The organism is Micromonospora sp. NPDC051543, from assembly GCF_044454415.1.
Lineage (GTDB): Bacteria > Actinomycetota > Actinomycetes > Mycobacteriales > Micromonosporaceae > Micromonospora.
On record NZ_JBITDT010000020.1, the window covers coordinates 1 to 20303 of the forward strand.

18 protein-coding genes and 1 tRNA gene are annotated in these 20303 nt (G+C 69.9%); 12 read left to right on the forward strand and 7 right to left on the reverse strand.

Features of this window, described 5'->3' with window-relative positions:
• Nucleotides 1–124 precede the first annotated feature (124 nt).
• Nucleotides 125–1141 (reverse strand): glutathione S-transferase family protein, encoded by a 1017-nt coding sequence (locus tag ACIA3K_RS27685; RefSeq protein WP_396804582.1) that lies wholly within the window; start codon nucleotides 1139–1141, stop codon nucleotides 125–127.
• 119 nt (nucleotides 1142–1260) lie between these two features.
• Between ACIA3K_RS27685 and ACIA3K_RS27690 the strand changes: the two genes are divergently transcribed.
• Nucleotides 1261–1692, forward strand: coding sequence for an ester cyclase (locus ACIA3K_RS27690; protein ID WP_396804583.1), 432 nt, complete (start codon nucleotides 1261–1263; stop codon nucleotides 1690–1692).
• Here the strand turns inward: ACIA3K_RS27690 and ACIA3K_RS27695 are convergent.
• On the reverse strand, nucleotides 1673–2248 hold the full coding sequence (locus tag ACIA3K_RS27695) for a Uma2 family endonuclease (protein WP_396804584.1): 576 nt from the start codon (nucleotides 2246–2248) through the stop codon (nucleotides 1673–1675). The genes ACIA3K_RS27690 and ACIA3K_RS27695 overlap by 20 nt on opposite strands.
• Nucleotides 2249–2343: 95 nt before the next feature.
• Between ACIA3K_RS27695 and ACIA3K_RS27700 the strand changes: the two genes are divergently transcribed.
• The 7 genes from ACIA3K_RS27700 (at nucleotide 2344) to htpX (ending at nucleotide 9919) form a co-directional block, all read left to right on the forward strand.
• The gene (locus ACIA3K_RS27700; protein WP_396804585.1) at nucleotides 2344–2952 is read left to right on the forward strand and encodes a NuoI/complex I 23 kDa subunit family protein; all 609 of its coding nucleotides are present in this window, start codon (nucleotides 2344–2346) and stop codon (nucleotides 2950–2952) included.
• A 25-nt stretch (nucleotides 2953–2977) separates the two neighbouring features.
• Nucleotides 2978–3529, forward strand: a complete 552-nt coding sequence (locus ACIA3K_RS27705) for an NADH-quinone oxidoreductase subunit J (RefSeq protein WP_396804586.1) — start codon at nucleotides 2978–2980, stop codon at nucleotides 3527–3529.
• Complete coding sequence (gene nuoK / locus ACIA3K_RS27710; RefSeq protein ID WP_396804587.1) at nucleotides 3526–3870, forward strand: NADH-quinone oxidoreductase subunit NuoK; 345 nt, start codon at nucleotides 3526–3528, stop codon at nucleotides 3868–3870. The genes ACIA3K_RS27705 and nuoK overlap by 4 nt, the downstream gene beginning before the upstream one ends.
• The gene (locus ACIA3K_RS27715) at nucleotides 3867–5801 is read left to right on the forward strand and encodes an NADH-quinone oxidoreductase subunit L (RefSeq protein WP_396804588.1); all 1935 of its coding nucleotides are present in this window, start codon (nucleotides 3867–3869) and stop codon (nucleotides 5799–5801) included. The genes nuoK and ACIA3K_RS27715 overlap by 4 nt, the downstream gene beginning before the upstream one ends.
• 114 nt (nucleotides 5802–5915) lie before the next feature.
• A complete protein-coding gene (locus ACIA3K_RS27720; protein WP_396804589.1) occupies nucleotides 5916–7424 on the forward strand; it encodes a NuoM family protein in 1509 nt (502 codons plus the stop codon).
• 34 nt (nucleotides 7425–7458) lie between these two features.
• Nucleotides 7459–8940, forward strand: coding sequence for an NADH-quinone oxidoreductase subunit N (locus ACIA3K_RS27725; RefSeq protein WP_396804590.1), 1482 nt, complete (start codon nucleotides 7459–7461; stop codon nucleotides 8938–8940).
• Nucleotides 8941–9043: 103 nt separating this feature from the next.
• Nucleotides 9044–9919 carry a zinc metalloprotease HtpX gene (htpX, locus tag ACIA3K_RS27730; RefSeq protein ID WP_396804591.1) on the forward strand — a complete coding sequence of 292 codons (876 nt, stop codon included), beginning with the start codon at nucleotides 9044–9046 and terminating at the stop codon, nucleotides 9917–9919.
• 61 nt (nucleotides 9920–9980) lie between these two features.
• Here the strand turns inward: htpX and ACIA3K_RS27735 are convergent, their stop codons facing one another.
• Nucleotides 9981–11174 carry an MFS transporter gene (locus tag ACIA3K_RS27735; RefSeq protein ID WP_396804592.1) on the reverse strand — a complete coding sequence of 398 codons (1194 nt, stop codon included), beginning with the start codon at nucleotides 11172–11174 and terminating at the stop codon, nucleotides 9981–9983.
• Nucleotides 11174–12016, reverse strand: coding sequence for a DUF6065 family protein (locus ACIA3K_RS27740; protein ID WP_396804593.1), 843 nt, complete (start codon nucleotides 12014–12016; stop codon nucleotides 11174–11176). The genes ACIA3K_RS27735 and ACIA3K_RS27740 overlap by 1 nt, the downstream gene beginning before the upstream one ends.
• Nucleotides 12017–12207: 191 nt before the next feature.
• Between ACIA3K_RS27740 and ACIA3K_RS27745 the strand changes: the two genes are divergently transcribed.
• Complete coding sequence (locus ACIA3K_RS27745; RefSeq protein ID WP_396804594.1) at nucleotides 12208–13467, forward strand: MFS transporter; 1260 nt, start codon at nucleotides 12208–12210, stop codon at nucleotides 13465–13467.
• 185 nt (nucleotides 13468–13652) lie between these two features.
• Complete coding sequence (locus ACIA3K_RS27750) at nucleotides 13653–14180, forward strand: dihydrofolate reductase family protein (protein ID WP_396804595.1); 528 nt, start codon at nucleotides 13653–13655, stop codon at nucleotides 14178–14180.
• Between the two features lie 63 nt (nucleotides 14181–14243).
• Here the strand turns inward: ACIA3K_RS27750 and ACIA3K_RS27755 are convergent, their stop codons facing one another.
• The 3 genes from ACIA3K_RS27755 to ACIA3K_RS27765 all read right to left on the reverse strand — a co-directional run bounded on the left by ACIA3K_RS27755 (nucleotide 14244) and on the right by ACIA3K_RS27765 (nucleotide 16649).
• Nucleotides 14244–14438 carry a hypothetical protein gene (locus ACIA3K_RS27755; protein ID WP_396804596.1) on the reverse strand — a complete coding sequence of 65 codons (195 nt, stop codon included), beginning with the start codon at nucleotides 14436–14438 and terminating at the stop codon, nucleotides 14244–14246.
• Nucleotides 14439–14579: 141 nt separating this feature from the next.
• Nucleotides 14580–15299 (reverse strand): VOC family protein, encoded by a 720-nt coding sequence (locus ACIA3K_RS27760; protein WP_396804597.1) that lies wholly within the window; start codon nucleotides 15297–15299, stop codon nucleotides 14580–14582.
• Nucleotides 15300–16154: 855 nt separating this feature from the next.
• Entirely contained in the window at nucleotides 16155–16649 is a 495-nt protein-coding gene (locus tag ACIA3K_RS27765) for a YajQ family cyclic di-GMP-binding protein (protein ID WP_355053333.1), read from the reverse strand.
• Nucleotides 16650–16797: 148 nt separating this feature from the next.
• On the opposite strand from ACIA3K_RS27765, the gene ACIA3K_RS27770 reads away from it, so the two are divergent.
• Nucleotides 16798–16881, forward strand: a tRNA-Tyr gene (locus tag ACIA3K_RS27770).
• Nucleotides 16882–17586: 705 nt separating this feature from the next.
• On the forward strand, nucleotides 17587–19983 hold the full coding sequence (locus ACIA3K_RS27775) for a class I SAM-dependent DNA methyltransferase (protein ID WP_396804598.1): 2397 nt from the start codon (nucleotides 17587–17589) through the stop codon (nucleotides 19981–19983).
• Nucleotides 19984–20303: the final 320 nt, after the last annotated feature.

A 20303-nucleotide genomic window follows, 5' to 3' on the forward strand; every position in this document is an offset into this window, starting at 1 on the left:
ATAAGGGGCGTCTCGCTCATGTCGACGACAGAAAGTGCAAGATCGGCGGGGCGGGGCGGGGCGCGGGCGGGCGCGCGGGCGCGCGGGCGGGGCGCGGGCGGGGCGCGGGCGCGAGGGCGGGGGGTTAGTGGAGCGGGGTGTGGGTGGGGTCTACCGGTTCGGCGGGGGGTGGGGGTGGGGTGCCGTCGCCGAAGGGGCGGCCGCCCAGGGCGTCCCGGCCGTGCGGGGTGAGCCAGTTCGACAGGTCGGGGCCGAGCGGAACGATCCCCGTCGGGTTGATGTCGCGGTGCACCTCGTAGTAGTGCCGCTTGATGTGGTCGAAGTCGATGGTGTCGCCGAACCCGGGGGTCTGGAACAGATCCCGGGCGTACGCCCACAGCACCGGCATCTCGCTCAGCTTCTGCCGGTTGCACTTGAAGTGGCCGTGGTAGACGGGGTCGAAACGGGCCAGCGTGGTGAACAGCCGCACGTCGGCCTCGGTGATGGTGTCGCCGACCAGGTACCGCTGATTGGTCAGCCGCTCGGTCAACCAGTCCAGCCGGTCGAACAGCCGGTGGTACGCCTTGTCGTACGCCTCCTGGCTGCCGGCGAACCCGCACCGGTACACGCCGTTGTTGACGTCGCGGAACACCACGTCGTTGACCTCGTCGATCTGCTGGCGCAGGTGTTCGGGGTAGAGCTGCGGTGCGCCCTCGCGGTGGTACGGCGTCCACTCGGTGGACAGGTCCAGGCTCATCTGCGCGTAGTCGTTGGTCACCACCTGCCCGGTGGGTACGTCCACCATCGCCGGCACGGTGATGCCCCGCTCGTAGTCGGGGAAGCGCGCGAAGAACGCCTCCTGGAGGCGCTCGATGCCGAGCACCGGGTCGCGCCCGCCGGGGTCGAGGTCGAAGGTCCAGCTCCGGGCGTCGTGCGTGGGGCCGGCGATCGCCATCGAGATGGCGTCCTCCAGGCCGAGCAGCCGTCGCACGATGACGAGGCGGTTGGCCCACGGGCAGGCTCGGCTGACGGCCAGCCGGTACCGCCCGGGCTCCACCGGGTAGCCGTCCCGCCCGTCCGCGGTGATCCGCGTGGCGATGTACCGCTGGTCCCGGGTGAACTCGCCACCCGGCTCGACGTACTTCCCGCCTGTCTGCGCCACGTCGTCCGCCCTCCGGCTCCGGTTGCCCTCACCGCCCATCCTCGCCGAAATCCGGGTGTCCGGCTCGGCGCCGGCGAACCTCGGCTGTCTCCGGTGCTGGCCGGAGCTACCCTGCCGTCATGACGGATGTGGAGACGGCGGCCCGGCGCTTCATCGCCGACGTGTGGAACGCGCGTCGGGAGGAGTCGGCGTACGAGCTGATCGCCGAGGAGTGTCCGGGGCTGGGCGGGACGGGGCCGGATGCGACGCTGGCCTGGCACCGCGAGCGCCGGGAGGCCTTCCCGGACCTCCGCTACAAGATCGTCGACGTGGTCGCCGCGGGTGGGCGGGTGGCCGTGCACTGGCGGGCGGCGGGCACCCACGCCGGGCAGTTCGGGCCGGTGCCGCCGACCGGGCAGGTGGTCAGCTATTCGGGGGCGACGTTCCTGCGCTTCGACACCGCCGGCCGGATCATCGACGTGTGGAGCTGCAACGAGCTGCTCCAACTCCTTCAGCAGCTCGGCGTCGAGATGGTGCCGCCGGCCGGCGGGCTCAGCGGCTCCGCGGCGTGATCCGGCTGATCGGCAGGTTGATCGGGAACGGCTCGCCGGTGTCGACGAACTTCGTCCATCGGCCGGTCTCGGCGTAGACCTCGTTCACCGCGTCGATCCGGTAGGTCACGACCTCCAGGTCGCCACCCAGGGTCTCGATCCGCCAGTAGTAGGGGATGCCGGCCTGGGCGTACAGCGCCGGCTTCAACACGCGGTCGATCGAGCGGGTGCTCGGCGAGACGATCTCGATGGCGACGACCACCTCGTGCGGCTCGTACCTCGACGGCTCGCGAGCCGCCGCGGCGGCCGTGGTGATCAGTACGTCGGGGATGAAGGAGCGGGTGCGGTTGATCCGTACCTCGACCGCCTGGGTCACGTCGTAGCCGTCGGGGCAGTCCTCGTCGAGGGCGGCACCGAGACGCATCGCGATGCTCTGGTGGGTACGGGTGGGGGAGGGGGACATCAGCAGCACTCCATCGAGCAGTTCCCGGCGACGGCCATCCTCGGGCTGCGCGTCCAGATCGTCAGTCGTCCACTCGCTCTCGGGCGGGTAGTCGCTCTGCAGCGCGGCGGTCATGGCGTGTCCTTCCAGGTGCGATCGCTCTCCCCGCGACCACGGTACCGCCTCGGACCTGTGGGTGGTGGTCGCGCGCGCCGGGGCCACAGGGCAGGATGGTCCACATGACCGATTCCAGCGAGCGCGGCGATCCGGCCGGCGGCACCAGCGAGCGCGGCCTGCCCGGCGCCGGTCTGGTGAAGGGGCTGGCGGTCACCCTCAAGACGATGACCAGCCGCTCGACCACGCAGCAGTACCCGGACGTCGCCCCCGAGCTGCCGCCGCGCTCGCGTGGCGTGATCGCGCTGTCCGAGGAGAACTGCACGGTCTGCATGCTCTGCGCCCGCGAGTGCCCGGACTGGTGCATCTACATCGACTCGCACAAGGAGGAGGTGGCGGTGCCCGGCGCCGCCCGCCCCCGCCAGCGCAACGTGCTCGACAAGTTCGACATCGACTTCTCGCTCTGCATGTACTGCGGCATCTGCATCGAGGTCTGCCCCTTCGACGCGCTCTACTGGTCGCCGGAGTTCGAGTACGCCGAGTACGACATCAAGGACCTGCTGCACGACAAGGACCACCTCGGCCAGTGGATGGCGACGGTGCCGCCGCCGCCCGCGCACGACCCCAACGGCGAGCCGGCCAAGGAGGAGACCGCCGCCGCGCGCAAGGCCGCGCGGTCGATCGCACCGGCGGTACGCCCCGGCGACGAGGGCCCGACGTCGTGACCGCCCGAGCCGTGGGGACGGCCCGGTGACCGGCGCGGATCTGCTGCTGCTCGCGCTGGGTGCGGTGGCGGTCGGCGCGGGTGTGCTGGTGGTGACCACCAAGCACCTGGTCCGGGCGGGGCTCTACCTGGTGGTCTGCCTGGGTGCGCTGGCCGGTGACTATCTCGTGCTCGGCGCGGAGCTGGTCGCCTGGGTCCAGGTGCTGATCTACGTGGGCGCGGTGGTGGTGCTGCTGCTGTTCGCGGTGATGCTGACCCGGGCCCCGATCGGGGCGTCCGACGACCTGGACCGGCCCGGCTGGCCCGCCGCGCTGATCGGTGGCGGGGCCGGGCTGGGGCTGAGCGCGCTGCTGGTCGACACGTACCGGTGGAGCGCCGTCGCGCTGCCCGACGCGGGCACGGCCGAGCGGTTGGGGGAGCAGCTCTTCGCCTCCTGGGTGCTGCCGTTCGAGGTGCTCTCCGTCCTGTTGCTGTCCGCCCTGGTCGGCGCGGTGGTGCTGTCCCGGCCCGACATCGGCCGCCGTAACGAGGACGCGCCCGCGCCGGCAGAGGAACTGGCCGCCGGGGGGCGACGGTGAGGCCGGTCATCCCGTACGTCACCGCCGCGCTGCTGTTCGGCCTCGGCGTGTACGGCGTGCTGCGCCGACGCAACGCCGTGCTGGTGCTCATGTCGGTCGAGTTGATGCTCAACGCGGTGAACCTGATCCTGGTCACCGCGGACACCACGGTCCGCGCGGTCCTGCCGCACTCCGGGCAGGTGTTCGCGCTGTTCGTCATCGTGCTCGCCGCCGCCGAGATCGGGGTGGGGTTGGCGATCGTGCTCCAGCTCTACCGCCTGCGGTCCACGGTGGCGGTGGACGACGTGGCGTTGACCGAACCGGCCGGGGCCGTCGAGCGGGACGCGGAGGCGACCCGGTGACCGGGCTGCTCGGGGCGGCGCTGCCCGCCGTACCGCTGCTCGCCGGTCTGGTCGGTCTGCTGCTGCCGCCGGCCCCACGGCATCGGAGCGGCGCGGTCGGCGGTGACCGGGCCCGAACGGCGGCCGTGACGATCGGTGTGGCCGGTGCCGCCGGCGCGCTGGCGCTGGCCGTGGCCCTGTTGGTGACCGTCGACGGCCCGACGGAGACGTCGACGACCTGGGTCGACTTCGGCGGGCTGGCGGTGACCCTGGGGGTGCGCCTGGACGGCGCCGCCGCGCTGGTCGCCGTGGCGGTCGCCGCGGTGGCCCTGGCCGTGCAGGTCTACTCGATCGGCTACCTGCGGCGCGGTCCGCACGACGACGTCGACGTCGACCACCGCTATCCGCCGTACGCCGCCCAGATCAGTCTCTTCACGGGGGCGATGCTGCTGGTGGTGGTCGCCGGTGACCTGATCATGCTGCTGGTGGGGTGGGAGGTGATGGGCCTCTGCTCGTATCTGCTCATCGCCCACGACCGCCGGCTCGCGGGCGCGCCGGCCGCCGCCATGAAGGCGTTCCTGGTGACGCGGGTCGGTGACGTCGGCTTCCTGCTCGGCATCGCGTTGCTCGGGGTGTCGACGGGCAGCTTCCGGATCGCCGACGTGCTCGCGCACGACCATTCCGGGGCGACCCTGACCGCCGCCGGCCTGCTGCTGCTCGCCGGTGTGGCCGGCAAGAGCGCGCAGTTCCCGCTGCACACCTGGCTGCCGGACGCCATGGCCGGCCCGACGCCGATCTCCGCGCTGATCCACGCCGCGACGATGGTCGCCGCCGGGGTGTACGTGGTGGCCCGGCTCTATCCGCTGTTCACGGCTGCTCCGGTGACGTTGACGGTGCTCGGGGTGCTCGCCGCGATCACTCTGCTGCTCGGGGCGCTCGCCGCCACCGCGCAGGACGACATCAAGCGGGTCCTGGCCTGGTCGACGGTCTCCCAGCTGGGTTACATGACCGGCGCGCTGGCCGTCGGCTCGCCGTCGGCGGCGCTGTTCCACCTGCTCACCCATGCCGCGTTCAAGGCGCTGTTGTTCCTCGCCGCCGGTGCGGTGATCCACGCGGTGGGCACCACGCTGATGTCGGAGATGGGCGGGCTGCGCCGGAGCATGCCGGTCACGTTCTGGTGCACGGTGATCGGCCTCGGCGCGCTGGCCGGGGTGCCTCCGCTGGGCGGCTTCTGGAGCAAGGACGGCGTGCTGACGGTCGCCGAGTCGGCCGCGCTGGAGGGCACCGGCCCCGCGCCGTCGTGGGTGGGCTGGCTGGTCTGGCTGGCCGGGCTGCTCGGTGTGGCGATCACCGCCTGGTACGCCGGGCGACTGCTGCTGCGGACCTTCTTCGGCGAGCCCCGGCTGCCGCTGGTCCAGCCGCACGACCCGCCGGCGGTGCTGCGCTGGCCGGTGCTGCTGCTGGCCGTGCCGGCCGCGCTGCTGGGCCTGGCCGGGTTCGTCGGCGCGTTCGCGGACCGGCTGCGGTTCGCCACCGTGCCGGTCGCGGGCGCGGAGGACGGCCTGGTCCACGTCGGGCCGGGGCTGCTGCTGCCGCTGGCGTTGCTGCTGGTGGGCGTGGGGCTGGTGTGGGCGCGCTGGCGTCGGGACGCGGCCGCCGATCCGGCGACCGCGCTGGGTCCGCTGCGGCCGGTCTTCGCCCGCGCGTTCCGGCTCGACGACGTTCAGCACGCCCTTGTCGTACGCCCCGTCCGGGCGCTGGCCCGCCTCGCGCGTACCGGCGACGAGGTGGTGGTGGACGGGGCCGTGGAGGGCAGCGGCCGGGCCGCCACGGGTCTGGGGACCGCGCTGGCCGCGTTGCACCGGGCGGCGTTGCCCCGGGCCGCCGCCGGTGTGCTGGCCGGCGCGCTGCTGATCGGCCTGGCGGCGGCCCTGCTGGAGGCGGTCCGGTGAGCGCGAGGAGTGAGCCGGTTTTGCGAGCCCCGCAGTCGCGAACAGAGGCGGTCCGGTGAGCGCGAGGAGTGAGCCGGTTTTGCGAGCCCCGCAGTCGCGAACAGAGGCGGCCCGATGACGTTCGGACAGGTGCTGCTCGTCGCCGTGCTGGTGGTGCCGGCGCTCGGCGCGGTCGGGGTGGCGGCGACGCCCCGGGACCGGGCGGCGCGGATCGTCGGTACGGTCGCGGCGGCGCTGACCCTGCTGGCCGCCGTGGCGTTGGTGTCCGGTGGACGGGGCTGGTTCGCCTGGTCGGCGGGTACGCCGGCGGTGCGTCCCTGGCACCAGGTGGACCTGCCCTGGGCGTCCGGCCTGGATTTGCGCTTCCACCTCGGCGTCGACGGCATCTCCTGGCCGCTGGTGGTGCTGACCGCGCTGCTCACGCTGCTCTGCTGCGCGTACTCGCTGTGGCGGGTGCCCGACGGCGGCAGCGGCCGGGCGCTGGTGGCGCTGCTGCTGGTCGTCGAGGTGGGCATTCTCGGCACGTTCCTCGCGCTGGATCTGGTGCTGTTCTTCCTCTTCTTCGAGGTAGTCCTGCTGCCGATGTACGCGATCATCGCCGGCTGGGGCGGCGCCGACCGGCGTCGGGCGGCCCGCAAGTTCGTGCTGTACACCCTCGTCGGCTCGGTGCTGCTCCTGGTCGGCGTGTACGTCGTGGTCGCCGCCGCGGGCACCGCCGACATCGTGGCCCTGACCGGCGGGGCGGGGCTGTCCCGGAGCACCCAGTTGGCCGCGTTCACGCTGTTCGCGCTCGCGTTCGCGGTGAAGAGTCCACTCTGGCCGCTGCACTCGTGGCTGCCCGACGCGCACACGCAGGCCCCGACGGTGGGCAGCGTGGTGCTGGCGGGGGTGCTGCTCAAGATGGGCACGTACGGGCTGATCCGGGTCGCCGTGGGGGTGGCCCCGGAGGGCGCCCGCTGGGCCGCCCCGGTGCTCGGCGTGCTGGCGGTCGCCGCGATCCTGGTCGGCTCGCTGGTCTGCCTGGCCCAGGTCGAGGTGAAGCGGCTCATCGCGTACTCCAGCGTGGGGCACATGGGCTTCGTCCTGCTGGGCGTCGCCACGCTGACCGCCACCGGCGTCCAGGCGGCCCTGATCGGCAACGTGGCCCACGGGGTGATCACCGGCCTGCTGTTCTTCCTGGCCGGGGCTGTGAAGGACCGCACCGGCACGGGCGCTCTCGCCGAGTTGTCCGGGCTGCGGGAGACCGCGCCCCGCCTCGCCGGTCTGCTGGCGTTCGCGGCCGTCGCGTCGCTGGGCCTACCCGGGCTGGCCGGCTTCTGGGGGGAGGCGTTCGCGGTGGTCGCGGCGATTCAGGTGGGCGGCCCGCTGTGGCTGACCCTCGGGGTGCTCGCGGCGGTCGGTGGCGCGCTCACGGCCGCGTACTTCCTGCGGTTGCTGCGCCAGGTCACCCACGGCCGGCCGAGCCCCGCGGTGGGCGGCGTCGGCGCGGGGCTGGCCGGCGCGGAGTTGACCGCGTGGGCGCCGCTGGTGCTGCTCGCGTTGGCGATCGGCCTGGTTCCGGCGCTGGTCCTCGGCGTCGCCGAGGCGCCCGTCGACGCCCTCATCGAGGTGATCCACAGGTGAGCACGAGAAGCGCGCCGCGATCGGAGGCGGCCCGGTGAGCGTCGTGCAGAGCGTGGACAGCGTCGCGCTGCTCCCGGCTTACCTGGCCGCCGGCACCGCCGTACTCGTGTTGGTGGTCGACCTCGTTCTGGCGCGGCCGCGCGTCACGGTCGCGGTGGCCGCGCTCGGGGCGCTCGGCACGGCCGTCACCTCGGCGCTGGTGGGCGCGGGCGGCGAGCGGCGGACGTTCTGTGTCGGCGGGGACTGCTCGTGGGTCTTCGGTGGCCGGGCGGCCCTGGTCGGCGCGGTGGTGGCGCTGCTCACCCTGGGCGTGCTCGGGCTGTCCGCGCCGGCGCTGCGGGCCGGTCGGTCACCGGTGGGGGAGTACGCCTTCCTGCTCGCCTGTTCGATGACGGGCGGCGTGGTGCTCGGCGCGGCCGGCGACCTGATCACCCTGATCGTGGCGTTGGAGACGCTGACCCTGCCGCTGTACGTGCTGGTGGGCCTGCGCCGCGGCAGCTTGGCCAGCGCCGAGGCGGCGGTGACGTTCTTCGTGGTCAGCGTGGTCGCCACCACGTTGACGCTGCTCGGCGCGGCACTGCTGTACGCGGTGACCGGCGGGTTGCACCTCGACCGGGTGGGCGCGTTGCTGGCCGAGCGGCCGGAGTTGCGCGACCTGCCGTTGACCACCGCCGCCGTGACGCTGCTGCTGCTCGGGCTGGCCTTCAAGGTGGCGGCGGTGCCGTTCCACGCCTGGGCGCCGGCCACCTACGATGGCGCCCCGTTGCCGGTGGCCGCGTATCTGTCGACGGCGTCGAAGCTGGGCGGCCTGGTGGCGGTGCTGGCCGTCGTGCAGCGGGCGCTGCCGGCGGACCGGACGGGTCCGGTGCTCGCCCTGCTGGCGGTGCTCACGATGACGGTCGGCAATCTGGTGGCGCTGCGTCAGCGGCGTACCGTCCGGTTGCTCGCCTGGTCGTCGGTCGCGCAGGCCGGATACATCCTCGCCCCGCTGGGCGCGCTGGCGTTGGCCGCCGGCCGCACGGGCGAGGCGCGGTCGGCCGCGTACGCCGCCGCGGTGGCGTACGCCGTGTTCTTCGTGGTGCTGGAGCTGGCGGCGTTCGCCGGGGTGACCGCGCTGCGCCCGGCGGGGGCGGACGGCGGCACGCTCGACGATCTGCGCGGGGCCGCGCGCCGGCACCCGTGGCGCGGCGCCGCCCTCGGCCTGGCGCTGGTGGGTCTCGCGGGACTGCCACCGGGCCTGGCCGGGTTGTTCGCGAAGGTGACGGTGGTCCGTTCGCTGCTGGACGGGGGCGCGGCCTGGTTGGCGCTGGTGGTGGCGCTGAACGCGGTGCTCGGGCTCGCCTACTACCTGCGGGTGACGGCCGGCCTGTGGACGCCGCGGCCCGCGCCGGGCGGCGAGGGCGTGGTGGCCGTACCCCTGGTGGGTGTGGTGGCGGTGGTGCTGGCGGTGGCCACGGTGGCCGCCGTGGTGCTCGGCGTCGCCCCGCAGCTCGTGCTGGATCTCGCCGCCCGCTGAGCGGGTCTCAGTCAACTCTCAGCGTTCCGACGGATGGTTGACGGGTATCGGGTTGTTGTACCGGTCAGCGGATCGAGGCGATCCGCGCACCGAAGGAGAGATCGTGCACCACAACCGTCTGAAGACCGCCGCGCTGCTCGGCCTGCTCACCGCGCTGATCCTCGCGGTGGGCTACGGGTTCGGTGGCAGTGGCGGCCTGGTCATCGCCGTCCTCATCTCACTGGTCATCAACGGCATTTCCTACTTCTACTCGGACAAGCTCGCGCTGCGCTCGATGCGGGCGCAACCGGTCAGCGAGGCACAGTTCCCCGAGCTGTACCGGATGGTGCGCGAACTGGCGACCGAGGCCCAACAGCCGATGCCCCGCCTGTACGTCAGCCCGACCGCCCAGCCCAACGCGTTCGCGACGGGGCGTAACCCGCAGCACGCGGCGGTCTGCGTGACCCAGGGCATCACCGAGATCCTGGACTACCGGGAGCTGCGCGGCGTGATCGGACACGAGCTGTCCCACGTCTACAACCGGGACATCCTGATCTCCAGCGTCGCGGCCGGCCTGGCCGGCATCATCACGTTCCTGGCGAACATCGCCTGGTTCATCCCGCTGGGTGGCGGGGACGACGAGGACTCGCCGAACCCGGCCGTCCTGCTGCTGACCCTGATCCTCGGCCCGATCGCGGCCACCGTGATCCAGTTGGCGATCAGCCGTAGCCGCGAGTTCCAGGCGGACCAGTCGGGCGCCGAGCTGAGCCGGGATCCGCTGGCCCTGGCCAGCGCCCTGCGCAAGATCGATGCCGTGGCCCGGCGACGCCCGCTGCCGGCTCAGGGCACGCTCACCAGCAGCGCCCACCTGATGATCGCCAACCCGTTCGCCGGTGGCGCGGTGGCCGCTCTCTTCTCCACCCACCCGAAGATGGAGGACCGGGTCGCCCGCCTGGAGCGGATGGCCGCCAACTCGGGGCCGGTGCAGTTCCAGCGCTGACCCGCCGAACGCCGTACTCCGCCCGCGTCCGCTCACGGACGCGGGCGGAGTCGTTTCCCAGTCACTCCGGTGCCGGCGGCCGATTCAGACGGCTCAGCAGCACGACGGCGAGCAGGACGACGCCCGCGGTCAGGTACGACGCGGCGGGCGAGAGCACGGCGGCCACACCACCGAGCAGGAAGATGCCGATCCCCGAGGTGACGATGTTCGCCGCGACGATCGTCGCCTCGACCTGCCCCATCCGTTCGGGTGGGGCCAACCGGGCGAACGTGGCCTGCGCCCCGATCAACCAACCACCGCCCGCGCCGATCAACGCGTTGCCGACCGTCAGCGCCCACAGCGGCGCGTCGACGGCGACCAGGACACCGGTCAGCAACAGCGCGCCGGCCAGCGCCGCGGCGACGGCCACCTGACCGGCCAACCGGCCCAGCCACCGGGACCGGCCCACCACCAGCACGAAGACCGCACCGCCGAACGCCGACGCAGCCAGCACGGCGGGACGCCAGGCCCCGCCGGCCAGATCCGGGGCGAGGGTCTCCGGGAGCGCGCCGGACAGCACCGTGGCCAGGGTGAGCAGGGCGACGCCCCGCAGCACCGGATGGCGGGCGATGATGCGCACGCCCGCGGTCGCCGGTGGACGCGGCCCGCGTACCTGGTGGGGGCGCTTCGGTAGTCCGGCCAGGACGACCGCGGCGATCAGGAACGACCCGAGGTCGATCAGGAGCGCCACCCGGGAGCCGAGGGCCACCGTCAGACTGGCCCCCGCGAGCAGGCCGACCACCTGGCCCGCCTGGTTGGCGAAGGCGCTGAGGCCGAACAGCGGCAGCCGCAGCGGAGCGTCCACCGCCTCGGCGGCGACGGCCACGTTGACGCTCGCGTAGGCGGCCCGCACCGCGCCCAGCAGGCCCGCCGCCATGATCGCCGGCAGCGGCTCGGGGACCGCCGCGGGCACGGCGATCAGCGCGGCGCCGGCCACCGACAGCCAGACCAGCAGGGTACGGCGGGCCGGCACGTCCAGCCAGCCGCTGAAGACGGTGGCGACCAGCAGGGCCGGCAGGGTACGCGCGGCGTAGACCGCGGCCGGGCCGAGGACGGAGTTCGTCTGGTCGTACGCGAGCAGCAGCAGAGCGGCCAGGCCCACGAAGTCACCCAGCTCCGAGATGCCCCGGGCGATGACCAGCCGAGAAGCGACCGGATGCCGGAACAGCGCTCGGTAACCGGGCGACGGCCCGAGCTGTGCGTCGGTGTCGGACATCAGCTCGTCTGGTCCGCTTCCACTACCCCGATCGGCTGGTAGGCGGCGTTCTCCCGGACCCGGCGGGCCTGTTCCCGGCGGTAGCTGCTGCGGATCTCCGGATCCTGGCGGCGGCGGCGCAGCGCCACGAAGTCCGACCAGACGTCCTCCGGCCACGCCGGCAGCCCTTCCCCGGTGACCAGTTCGGCCTGCCGGAAGGCCTCCAGTGTCGACCGGTGCACCGGTTGCAGGCACATGAGAGGGATGTTCCGGTAGAAGCGCACCACCTGCCCCACCTCGGTGAGTCGCAGGATGGTGGGCAGCAGCGAGGTGTACCAGTCGGTCTCGACCACGCCCTCGTAGAGCTGCACGCCGCGCTGAGCGGGCCAGTTCGGCACGCCCCGGGCCATGAGGCACCAGCCCGGGGACGTACGCGCCACCACGCCGGTGACCAGCTCGATCGTGTTGGCGGCGCGCGGGTCGGCGTCGAGGAAGGGGATGCTCGCGCCGTACCTGTCGAAGATGTCCAGGTCACCGTGGAACTGCTCGGGCGCCGCCTGCAACTGGCCGGCCGCGTCCGGCAGCTTGCCGTCGTAACCACCGGCGAGCGAACGCCACTGGGCCGGCTCGTTCTCCGCCAGCAGTGTCCACTCGGTGTCCTGACCGTCCCAGCGCAGAGCGAAGTCGGTTGGCGGGTAGACGTACCAGCCGAAGCCCGAGGCGATGGCGACCGGCGGGCACTGTTGGACGGCCCGGGCGGGCAGGGAGCCGCGCAGGCTGGGCGAGGCGGCCTCACTGGGCTTGGCGTCGCCGTACAGCGAATAGATCTCGACTCGCAGAGGTGCGGTGGTAGTCCCGGACATCGGACCTCCTGCCTCATCGTGCGGTGCCGGCGTATGGACCCAATTCGATCAGCAACCTACCCCCTTTGTGACCGCTCGGTCAGTCCCGGCCTTCGCGCTGCTGTGAGCGGATCGACCATCCATGGCCTGACCTCGGGCGTTAGGGTCGACAGGGCTTCTACCCGTTACCTGTCCCAGCGGAGGTACACCTCGTGGCCGCACTGCGCCAGTACCTGGGGGTCTGGCGGATCCCCGGTGCGCCGATCCTGCTGGTCACCGGCATCATCGGCCGGCTCGGCATCGGCATGACGCCGCTGGCGCTGCTGCTGGTGGTCGAGCAGGTGACCGGGCGCTACTCCCTGGCCGCCATCGCGGGCGGCATCTACGCCGTCGCCGGCGCCGCGCTCAGCCCGGTGGCCGGCCGCATCGCCGACCGGGTCGGTCCCAGCCCGGTGCTGCTGGTCACCGCCGTGGCCCACCCGTTGGCGCTCACCGGGCTGCTGCTGGCCAGCCGCTCCGGCGACGACGCCCTCGCCGCCATCTACCTGACGGCCGGCGTCGCCGGCGCGACGTACCCGCCGCTGACCGCCGCCATCCGCGGCGCCTGGAACGAACTGACCAGCCCCGCCTCCGGCCGGTACGCCCTGCGCAACACCGCCCTCGCGGCGGAGACCTCGCTGTTCGAGATCGTGTTCGTCCTCGGCCCGCTGCTCGTGGCAGGGTTCGTACTGGTCGCCGACGCGGCGGCCGCGTTGATCGGGGCGGCGGTCGTCACCCTGGTCGGCACCTCCGCCGTCGCCCTCGGCCGGGTGATGCGCGACTGGCGGCCGCACCCGCGCGAACACCACGCCCGGGGACTCGGTCCGCTGCGGGTCGCCGGTTTCCCGGCCCTGCTGCTCTGCGTTGCCGGACTGGGCATCGCGTTCGGCGCCGCCGGTGTGACCGTTCCCGCGTACGCCGGCAAGGCCACCACCGACGACCCGGAGAGCCTCGCCGGGCTGCTGCTGGCGGTCTGGGGGGTCGGCAGCGCCATCGGCGGCTTCTGGTTCGGCGTACGCCGACCCTCGCCGAACATGACCCGCCAGTTCGCCCTGCTGCTCGCCGCGCTGGCCGGCACGTTCGTGGTGTTCGCGCTCATGCCCACGCCGCTGGCGCTGGGCGTCGCCCTGGTCGTCGGTGGGGCCACCATCGCTCCGGCGCTGACCCTGGAGAACACCCTGGTCGGCCGGATCGCCCCGGCGGGCATGCTGAACGAGGCGTACACCTGGGTGGTCACGGTGGCCGTGGCGGCGAGCGCCGCCGGCGGCGCGGTGGCCGGCCTGATCGTGGACCACGCCGGCGGGGTGCCGTGGGCCTTCGTCTTCGCGGGCGCGGCGGTGGCCGTCGGGGCCGCGGTCGCCGCGCTGCCCGCCGGGCCCATCGCCCGAGCGGAAAAGCAGGCGGTACGCGCCGACGAGCCCGTCCCGATCTGACCTCCTCCGACGGTTTCCGGCTCGGCCCCGCGCCTTGATCGACTCGGGTTCCTGCAAGTCGCGGTATCCCGTTGGCGAGGATGCCCCGATATCCGCGAACCCGAGTCGATCTCGGTGGACGTGTCCCCCGGTGACTTCTGTGGACGCCCGGCGTCCACCAGAATGGGCATCGACGAGGGGAAACCATGGCCAAGCTGCTCTACTCCGCGACCGCATCGCTCGACGGCTACATCGCAGGCCCCGGCGGTGACATGTCCTGGCTCACCGAACACCTCGGCGGCGACAACCCGACCGCCGACCGTCTGCTGGCCAACGTCGGCGCGATCCTGGCCGGTAACCGCACCTTCGGCGGTGACGACCCGAACCGTGGCACTGACAAGGAAGGCGCGTTCGGCGGCCGGTACCAGGGCCCGGTGGTCGTCCTGACCCACCAGTCGCCCACCGACCCGCTCGACGGCGTCACCTTCGCCGACGATCTGTACAGCGCCGTAGCGCAGGCCAAGGAGGCCGCAGGCGACAGGTACGTCAACGTGCTCGGCGCGGACGTCGCCAAGCAGTGCCTACGCGCCGGCCTGCTCGACGAGGTCCTGATCTTCTTCGCGCCGGTGCTGCTCGGCGACGGCGTCCGCATCCTCGACGACCCGGGCGGCGCGCGGGTGCGATTGACGCCGATTCCGGGCGAGACCGCCCACTGGTACCGCGTCGACCGCTGACGGATCGGCGCGGGTACGGGCGTTGCGGGATCGCCACCGACCTCCGGTCGGCCACGGCGAGGGCTACGGCCTCCGGTCAGTGATCGCCGCCTCGATCCGTAGGCCGATGCCGGTCAGCACGAGGAGAAACGCGACGAAGTGCGGCGCCATGCCGTCGTAGCCCGCTGACAGGGTGAGTAGCGAGGTCAGAAAGCCAACGATGAGCGACAGCGTGCCAAGTATCCGTCCGGTGTCCGCTCGCCGAGATCGAGGATCCACGATGCGACCGTAGCGGAGTCGCTGCACGTCAGCGAGGCGCCGCCCGATACCAGCCAGAACGCAGCCATGATCGCTGTGGCAGCCGGGAGTGCGGGATGCCAGAAGTCCCGGTTGAACGTATGCCGGCGTTCGTATCGTGAGTCACCGCAGTGCTGCGGCGAGTTCGGTGGCGTTGTCGAACGCGGGCGCCGCCCTTTCGGATTCCTGCTCCGTGAGCGTGACGGACCGGGCGCGGGCCAGCATCTCGGCCGCAGTCTTCGGATCGTCCAGCACCATCGCGAGTTCGGCGCGGTAGACCAGGACCTCTACCTGCTCGACCGGGTCGTCGTCGGCCTGCGGGCGGGCCAACGCGCTGTCGAGGATCCGAACCGCCTGTTCGACAATTCCCCTGGAATCGGCCTGCACGACAGCATTCGCCAGGGCCTTGGCCAGCCGCCCGGCAGGCGTGGCGGCCGGCATGGGCGCGGTGGCGGCGTCCCGAAAGACGCGGATCCAGTTGCCGCCCGGGTCGATGACGCTGAACCCGCCCAACCCGTCGGCGTTCTTCCGCGCCCTGGGCCGGGTCATCCGCGGTGTTCCGGACACCAGCACCTTGCCGTACGCGGCCCGCATGCCGGCTGCGAATGCCCGGTGTAGTCCCTCGATGTCTGCGGTGAGTACGAGACAGGAGCCATAGGACTGCTCCGGGTCAAATCCGGCGATCTCAAAGAACTGCAGGTGCAGGTCTTCCCGCTGAACTCCCACACACGCGTTGGGCTTGCGTTGCTTGTACGTGGTGCGGAAACCGAGAACTCCGTAGAAGGCTTCAATGTCGTCAATGGATGCGCACGGCAGCAGGGGGACGGTCCGCTCGTTGGTCATGCGTCCTTCCTAGGCGTTGCAGGGTGTCCGTCGCACATGGAAATAGCCGATCATCGCCTCTGGTCATCCGATTGGCTGATGACCCGGCATCCAAAGCGGCTGCGCCTTCCTGCCTGCCATCTGTCTCGCCAAGATCAGGCGCCGGGATCTGCCGTCACCAGCGTCCGGAGGTGCCGCAGATCAGTTGGCGGACGAGCGTCGCGCATCAGTCGACGAACGACGCCGCCGGCTGCCGGCGATGTGGGGTTTAGAACGTTCGTGACAGATCAGCCTCGGGACGTGGCTGACACTTGCGGCCAGACGATCCTCGGTCTCGACGACAGTTCGTCGGCGTTCGTCGTGGGTGCGGCTCTACCGCGCGGTGGGGTTGGTCATGGGTCGATGCGGTAACGCCGGCAGCGCTGAGGATTCTGAAGCTGACTGCTCTGCCCGCGGCTTGCGCGGAAGGAGCAAGAACGCCGCTCGCCAGACTTCGAGCGTGCGCGGGGGTCCGAGGCGGTCGCGCCCCGCGCACGCAACTGCGTTCCTGAGCCGTCTGCGGCAGCAGCGTCGACAGCAACCGCCCGGGACGAGGGAAGCCGCCAGCGGCCGACCTCGGACACCCCGCCCAAGGTCGCAGACGTGCACGGACCCCGCCGGACGGAGCGCCCAGAACTTACAAGCGAGGGGTCAAGCGGCGGACGACTTGCTTGAAGCGGAGCAGGCGTGGCGCATCTACGGTGTCGCGGGAGGACCGCTGCCAGGCCGACCCCTCAGGGTGGATCAGGCAGCTAGCCAGGCCGTCGGCCGTCAGACACTAGTGACGAACGACGACCACTGGCGGCGACGTCTGCCCAGGGACCCGCTGGCCGGGGCTTACCTGTAGTTCGTGAACTGGAGGGCGACGCCGAAGTCCTCACCCTTGAGCAGCGAGATGACCGCCTGGAGGTCGTCCCGCTTCTTGCCGGTGACGCGCAGCTGGTCGCCCTGGATCTGCGCCTGAACGCCCTTCGGGCCCTCGTCGCGGATCTTCTTGCTGATCGCCTTGGCCTTGTCCGTCTCGATGCCCTGGATCACCTTGCAGTCGATCTTGAAGACCTTGCCGGATGGGCGCGCCTCACCCGCGTCCAACGACTTCAACGAGATGTTCCGCTTGACCAGCTTCTCCTTGAAGACGTCAAGCGCGGCGCGGACCCGCTCCTCGGTCTCCGCCTGAAGGCCGATCGCCTCCTCGCCGGACCAGGAGATCTCCGCGCCCGTGCCGCGGAAGTCGAACCGCGTCGCGAGCTCCTTCTCCGCCTGCCGGAGGGCGTTGTCGACCTCCTGGCGGTCGACCTTGCTCACGATGTCGAAAGACGGGTTCGCTGGCATGCTTCTGCTCCTGCTGTCCGGCGGTCTGGGGCCTGCAGTCGGCCGCCGACCAGCGGCACGACCCCCTGACCGTACCCGGTTGCACCGGTCCCGGGGCGAGCCGCTATCCTTGCTTCCGCCGCCGCGTTGCGACGCGGTGGGGTGCCCTGGCGGGTTGCCCGAGCGGCCAATGGGAGCGGACTGTAAATCCGTCGCGAAAGCTACAGAGGTTCGAATCCTCTACCCGCCACCAGGTGCAGACACGGCCCCTGACCAGCAGAGATGCTGATCGGGGGCCGTTGTCGTTGATCTAGCCGAGTCTGGCTGGGTCCAGCTGTTGACGACTGGTTGTGGGCAGATGGTGGGCAGGTCGGTCTTGTCGCTGAGGGCTCTTCTGGGGCTGCGAACGCTCGTGCTCTGGGGAGTTGCCGGCCCGGCGCGAACACGCCTGGAGTGACCTGCTGAGGGCTGCCGTGGGGTTGGCTGGCTGCGGAGGTAGGCCGGGGGCAAGCCAGTCCCGATGTTGGACTGGCGCGGCAGTCGGAAGCCCTGGCCCTCGATCAGGTCGACCTGTCGGCTTCCGTGCCTCCTGGCCGTGGTGGTGCAGCGCTTGAATCAGTGGAGTCGGGGCGGCGGTCCGGCGGCAGTCGGTGGCTCTCCGCCCCGGCGCCGGAGGCGGCCGGGGCGGCTTGCCGCCGGCCGGTTCACCGCCCGCGCCGCGCGGAGCGCGGTGCCTTGATCTAGAACAGAGCAAATCGGCAGTGGAGCAGCTTGCCTCAGACGGGGCCGCGAACGCTCAGGCACTTTCCCTGAGAGCTATGCCGCTGCACCCGCTCCAAGTGGCCGTGCGCGGCGGATCGGTAGCGTTATGCCGACAAGCCGACCCAGGGCCCTTACCATGCCAGCCACTGCGGCTAGTGTAACGAGGTCAATCCTCCCCGGTAGCTTTGGAGCGGCCTTGTCTGGGTTCAGCACCGATAACCTGCGAGCGCTTGCCAGAGCGGTACGTGAGCTCGACCCGGACGGCCAGTATGTCAAGCTTGACGTCGATGTCCGCCAGGTTTTCTACTCCTCCACCATAAAGCAGCACGAGGCGATCCGTGACTACGTGGGGGACGAAGAGCCCGTGCGCGCATACTTCGTTGCATGGCTCTGTACCCGAGGAAGCTATCCACCCGAGGCAATTGAGCTAGAAAGGCGCTATAGCTTCGGGCGGGAGAGTCAACTCGAGGTTGACATTAGAATCTCCCGCCCCGGCATGCCAGACGCAGCGTATGCGCTTATCGAGATGAAGGCACCGTCTGATTTCGGAGACGAAACCGATAGTCGGATTAGCGGTCAACTCTTCGCGCCCGGCGGCCGTGAGCCCAGCGCGACAATTCTCTCCCTGGCAACTGTCGAGGTGGGGAGCGACGGTCAGCCCGCAATCAGGACGGTTACCATCGGTTACGATCCCCTGCTGACCTACGAACAATGGGAAGCAGCGGGCCGCCAGCATGTTGATGACTTTCCGATCAACTACGATGAGCCCACGCAAGAGCCGCTAAGACACGGCGGCCCACGCGCTTTGCGGGCAAGTATAGATCGTACTGAGCTTGACCGGCTCCGGAAGCAGCTGCATGATCGCCTCTGGGGTGGCTCTCGGGACGACAATCAGATCTACTCGTGGCTGGTACGGCTCTTCCTGACGAAGATTCATGACGAGAGAGTCACGAACGTAGGAGAGCCTTACAAATTCCAAGTACTCCATCAGGGAAGTCGAAAAGAGCAGGCGAAGCAAACCCTGGTGAGGGTAAATGAGCGCTACCTCGAAGCCTATCAAAGGTATATCCGTCGCGATGGGCAGCGCGTCGATCTTCTTGAGGAGTCCCTGTTCTCTCCGCAAGAGACCCAATGGGTTGTAGAACTTTTGCAAGGTATCTCGCTGACCAATGCTGGGCGGTCGAGTGGTGATTTGCTGGGTGCCTTCTTCGAAGGGATTACGAGAGAAGGCTTCAAGCAAAGCAAAGGCCTCTTCTTCACGCACTACAACATCGCCGTGTTTATGCTTGAAGTCCTGGAGGTGGGCCAGCTGGCCGAGGCGAAGTTCGCCGGCGCTGCTCATCCCAATGAGAGGCTGCCCTACATTATCGATCCATCTTGTGGTAGTGGGACCTTTCTTCTTGCGGCTATGCGTACAATTACCCAGCACATACTTCAACGCTCAGCGCTCCTCGATCGTAATGCCGACGTAAGAGAGCAGCTTTCCCTCAGATTCCCCCCTGAAGCTCCTAACACTTGGGCTAAGGACTTTATTTACGGCATCGAGAAGCGCGAGGACCTGGCGATCTCGACAAAGGTCAACATGGTCCTTCACCGAGACGGCCATACTCACGTCTTCAACGACGATGGCTTGGCGCCACTGAATTCCATCGCTTCGCGGCATGGTGAAGAGAAATTTCGATCAAATCCTGACCCGGATGGGGTTTACGACAAGCCACTTGCGGAGAGCTTCGACGTTGTGGTCACCAATCCTCCCTTCAGCATCACTCTAGATGCGAATGTCAGAGCCGATCTCTCAAGTGCTTTTAGGTTGGCCCAAGACCGGAATAGCGAGAATCTGTTCCTTGAGAGGTGGTATCAGCTTCTAAGGCCGGGAGGGCGCCTAGGTGCTGTTCTCCCCGAGAGCTTCTTTTCTACGACAGAAAACCTTGCAGCCCGGCTCTTTTTGTTCGAACGGTTCCATGTTCGCGCGGTTGTGACGTTACCATCGCACTCTTTCCAACCTTGGACGCCTACCCGTACGAGTCTCCTTTTCGCCCAGAAGAAGACCGCCAAGGAGGAAAGAGATTGGACCGAGGCCTTCACTCGCCACAGCGTCACGTTAAAAGCGGCGCAATCCTCTGCAGCAATCTCGGCGAAGTCAATCGTTAAGCCCGGGAGGCGAGCGCAGGCCCAAATAGCAAGTCATCGGCTGGCAGTGGACGCGGCGCTCACGGAGTTGGAAGTCGGCCAGTTGCTTGAGGAGCATGGCACAGTCGCCTGGGCCGCCGAAGCGCTCGCCGCAACTTCCTCCATCAATACTGATGTACTGGCTTTTCGCCGTACAGTAGCAGAAATTGGAGCGCCAGACTATACGGGTATTATTGTCGGCGAGGTAGGTTATCGGCGCACCAAGCGTGCCGAGAACGATCGGCGTAACGATTTGTTCCGCGCCGTTCTGGTGGACAGTGGCGGCAATCCAGTAGTGGACGAAGAGGGAAAGACCGTCGCGCTACGGAACCTCAACGACGCCGCAGACGGATGGGCTGTTGTAATCGGCGGCGGAGCCGAAGATGCCTTGTCTGTTCTTAGAGCGGAGAAGCTATGGCGCTAATGAAACTGCCTGTGACAGCGGAAGGCATCGCGCTGTCCGGTGGCGCCCGTCTAGATCCGAGGTTTCATTACCTTCGTCGTGCGGTTGCACCGTTAATGGACGGGCTTGTGGGTACTGTCCGGCTAGGCAGCATGGCAAGTTTTTCCAACGGCCTAAATCTCCCGCGATCGGCCTATGCAGAAGATTTAGACGATGCTGACGCCCTGTATGCGTCCGTTGCGGCTCTTTCGTCCTCGACGCTCCGCGTGTCGAATTGTGTTCCCCTGAGGACGGTTGGCGACCGTATCGCTGGAACCAGAATTTGTTATAAGACGGCGGGT

Coding starts and splice junctions, on each gene's coding strand:
- ACIA3K_RS27690 (WP_396804583.1), top strand. CDS start 1,261: ATGACGGATGTGGAGACGGCGGCCCGGCGCTTCATCGCCGACGTGTGG.
- ACIA3K_RS27695 (WP_396804584.1), bottom strand. CDS start 2,248: ATGACCGCCGCGCTGCAGAGCGACTACCCGCCCGAGAGCGAGTGGACG.
- ACIA3K_RS27700 (WP_396804585.1), top strand. CDS start 2,344: ATGGTCCACATGACCGATTCCAGCGAGCGCGGCGATCCGGCCGGCGGC.
- ACIA3K_RS27720 (WP_396804589.1), top strand. CDS start 5,916: ATGACGTTCGGACAGGTGCTGCTCGTCGCCGTGCTGGTGGTGCCGGCG.
- ACIA3K_RS27735 (WP_396804592.1), bottom strand. CDS start 11,174: ATGTCCGACACCGACGCACAGCTCGGGCCGTCGCCCGGTTACCGAGCG.
- ACIA3K_RS27740 (WP_396804593.1), bottom strand. CDS start 12,016: ATGTCCGGGACTACCACCGCACCTCTGCGAGTCGAGATCTATTCGCTG.
- ACIA3K_RS27750 (WP_396804595.1), top strand. CDS start 13,653: ATGGCCAAGCTGCTCTACTCCGCGACCGCATCGCTCGACGGCTACATC.
- ACIA3K_RS27760 (WP_396804597.1), bottom strand. CDS start 15,299: ATGACCAACGAGCGGACCGTCCCCCTGCTGCCGTGCGCATCCATTGAC.
- ACIA3K_RS27765 (WP_355053333.1), bottom strand. CDS start 16,649: ATGCCAGCGAACCCGTCTTTCGACATCGTGAGCAAGGTCGACCGCCAG.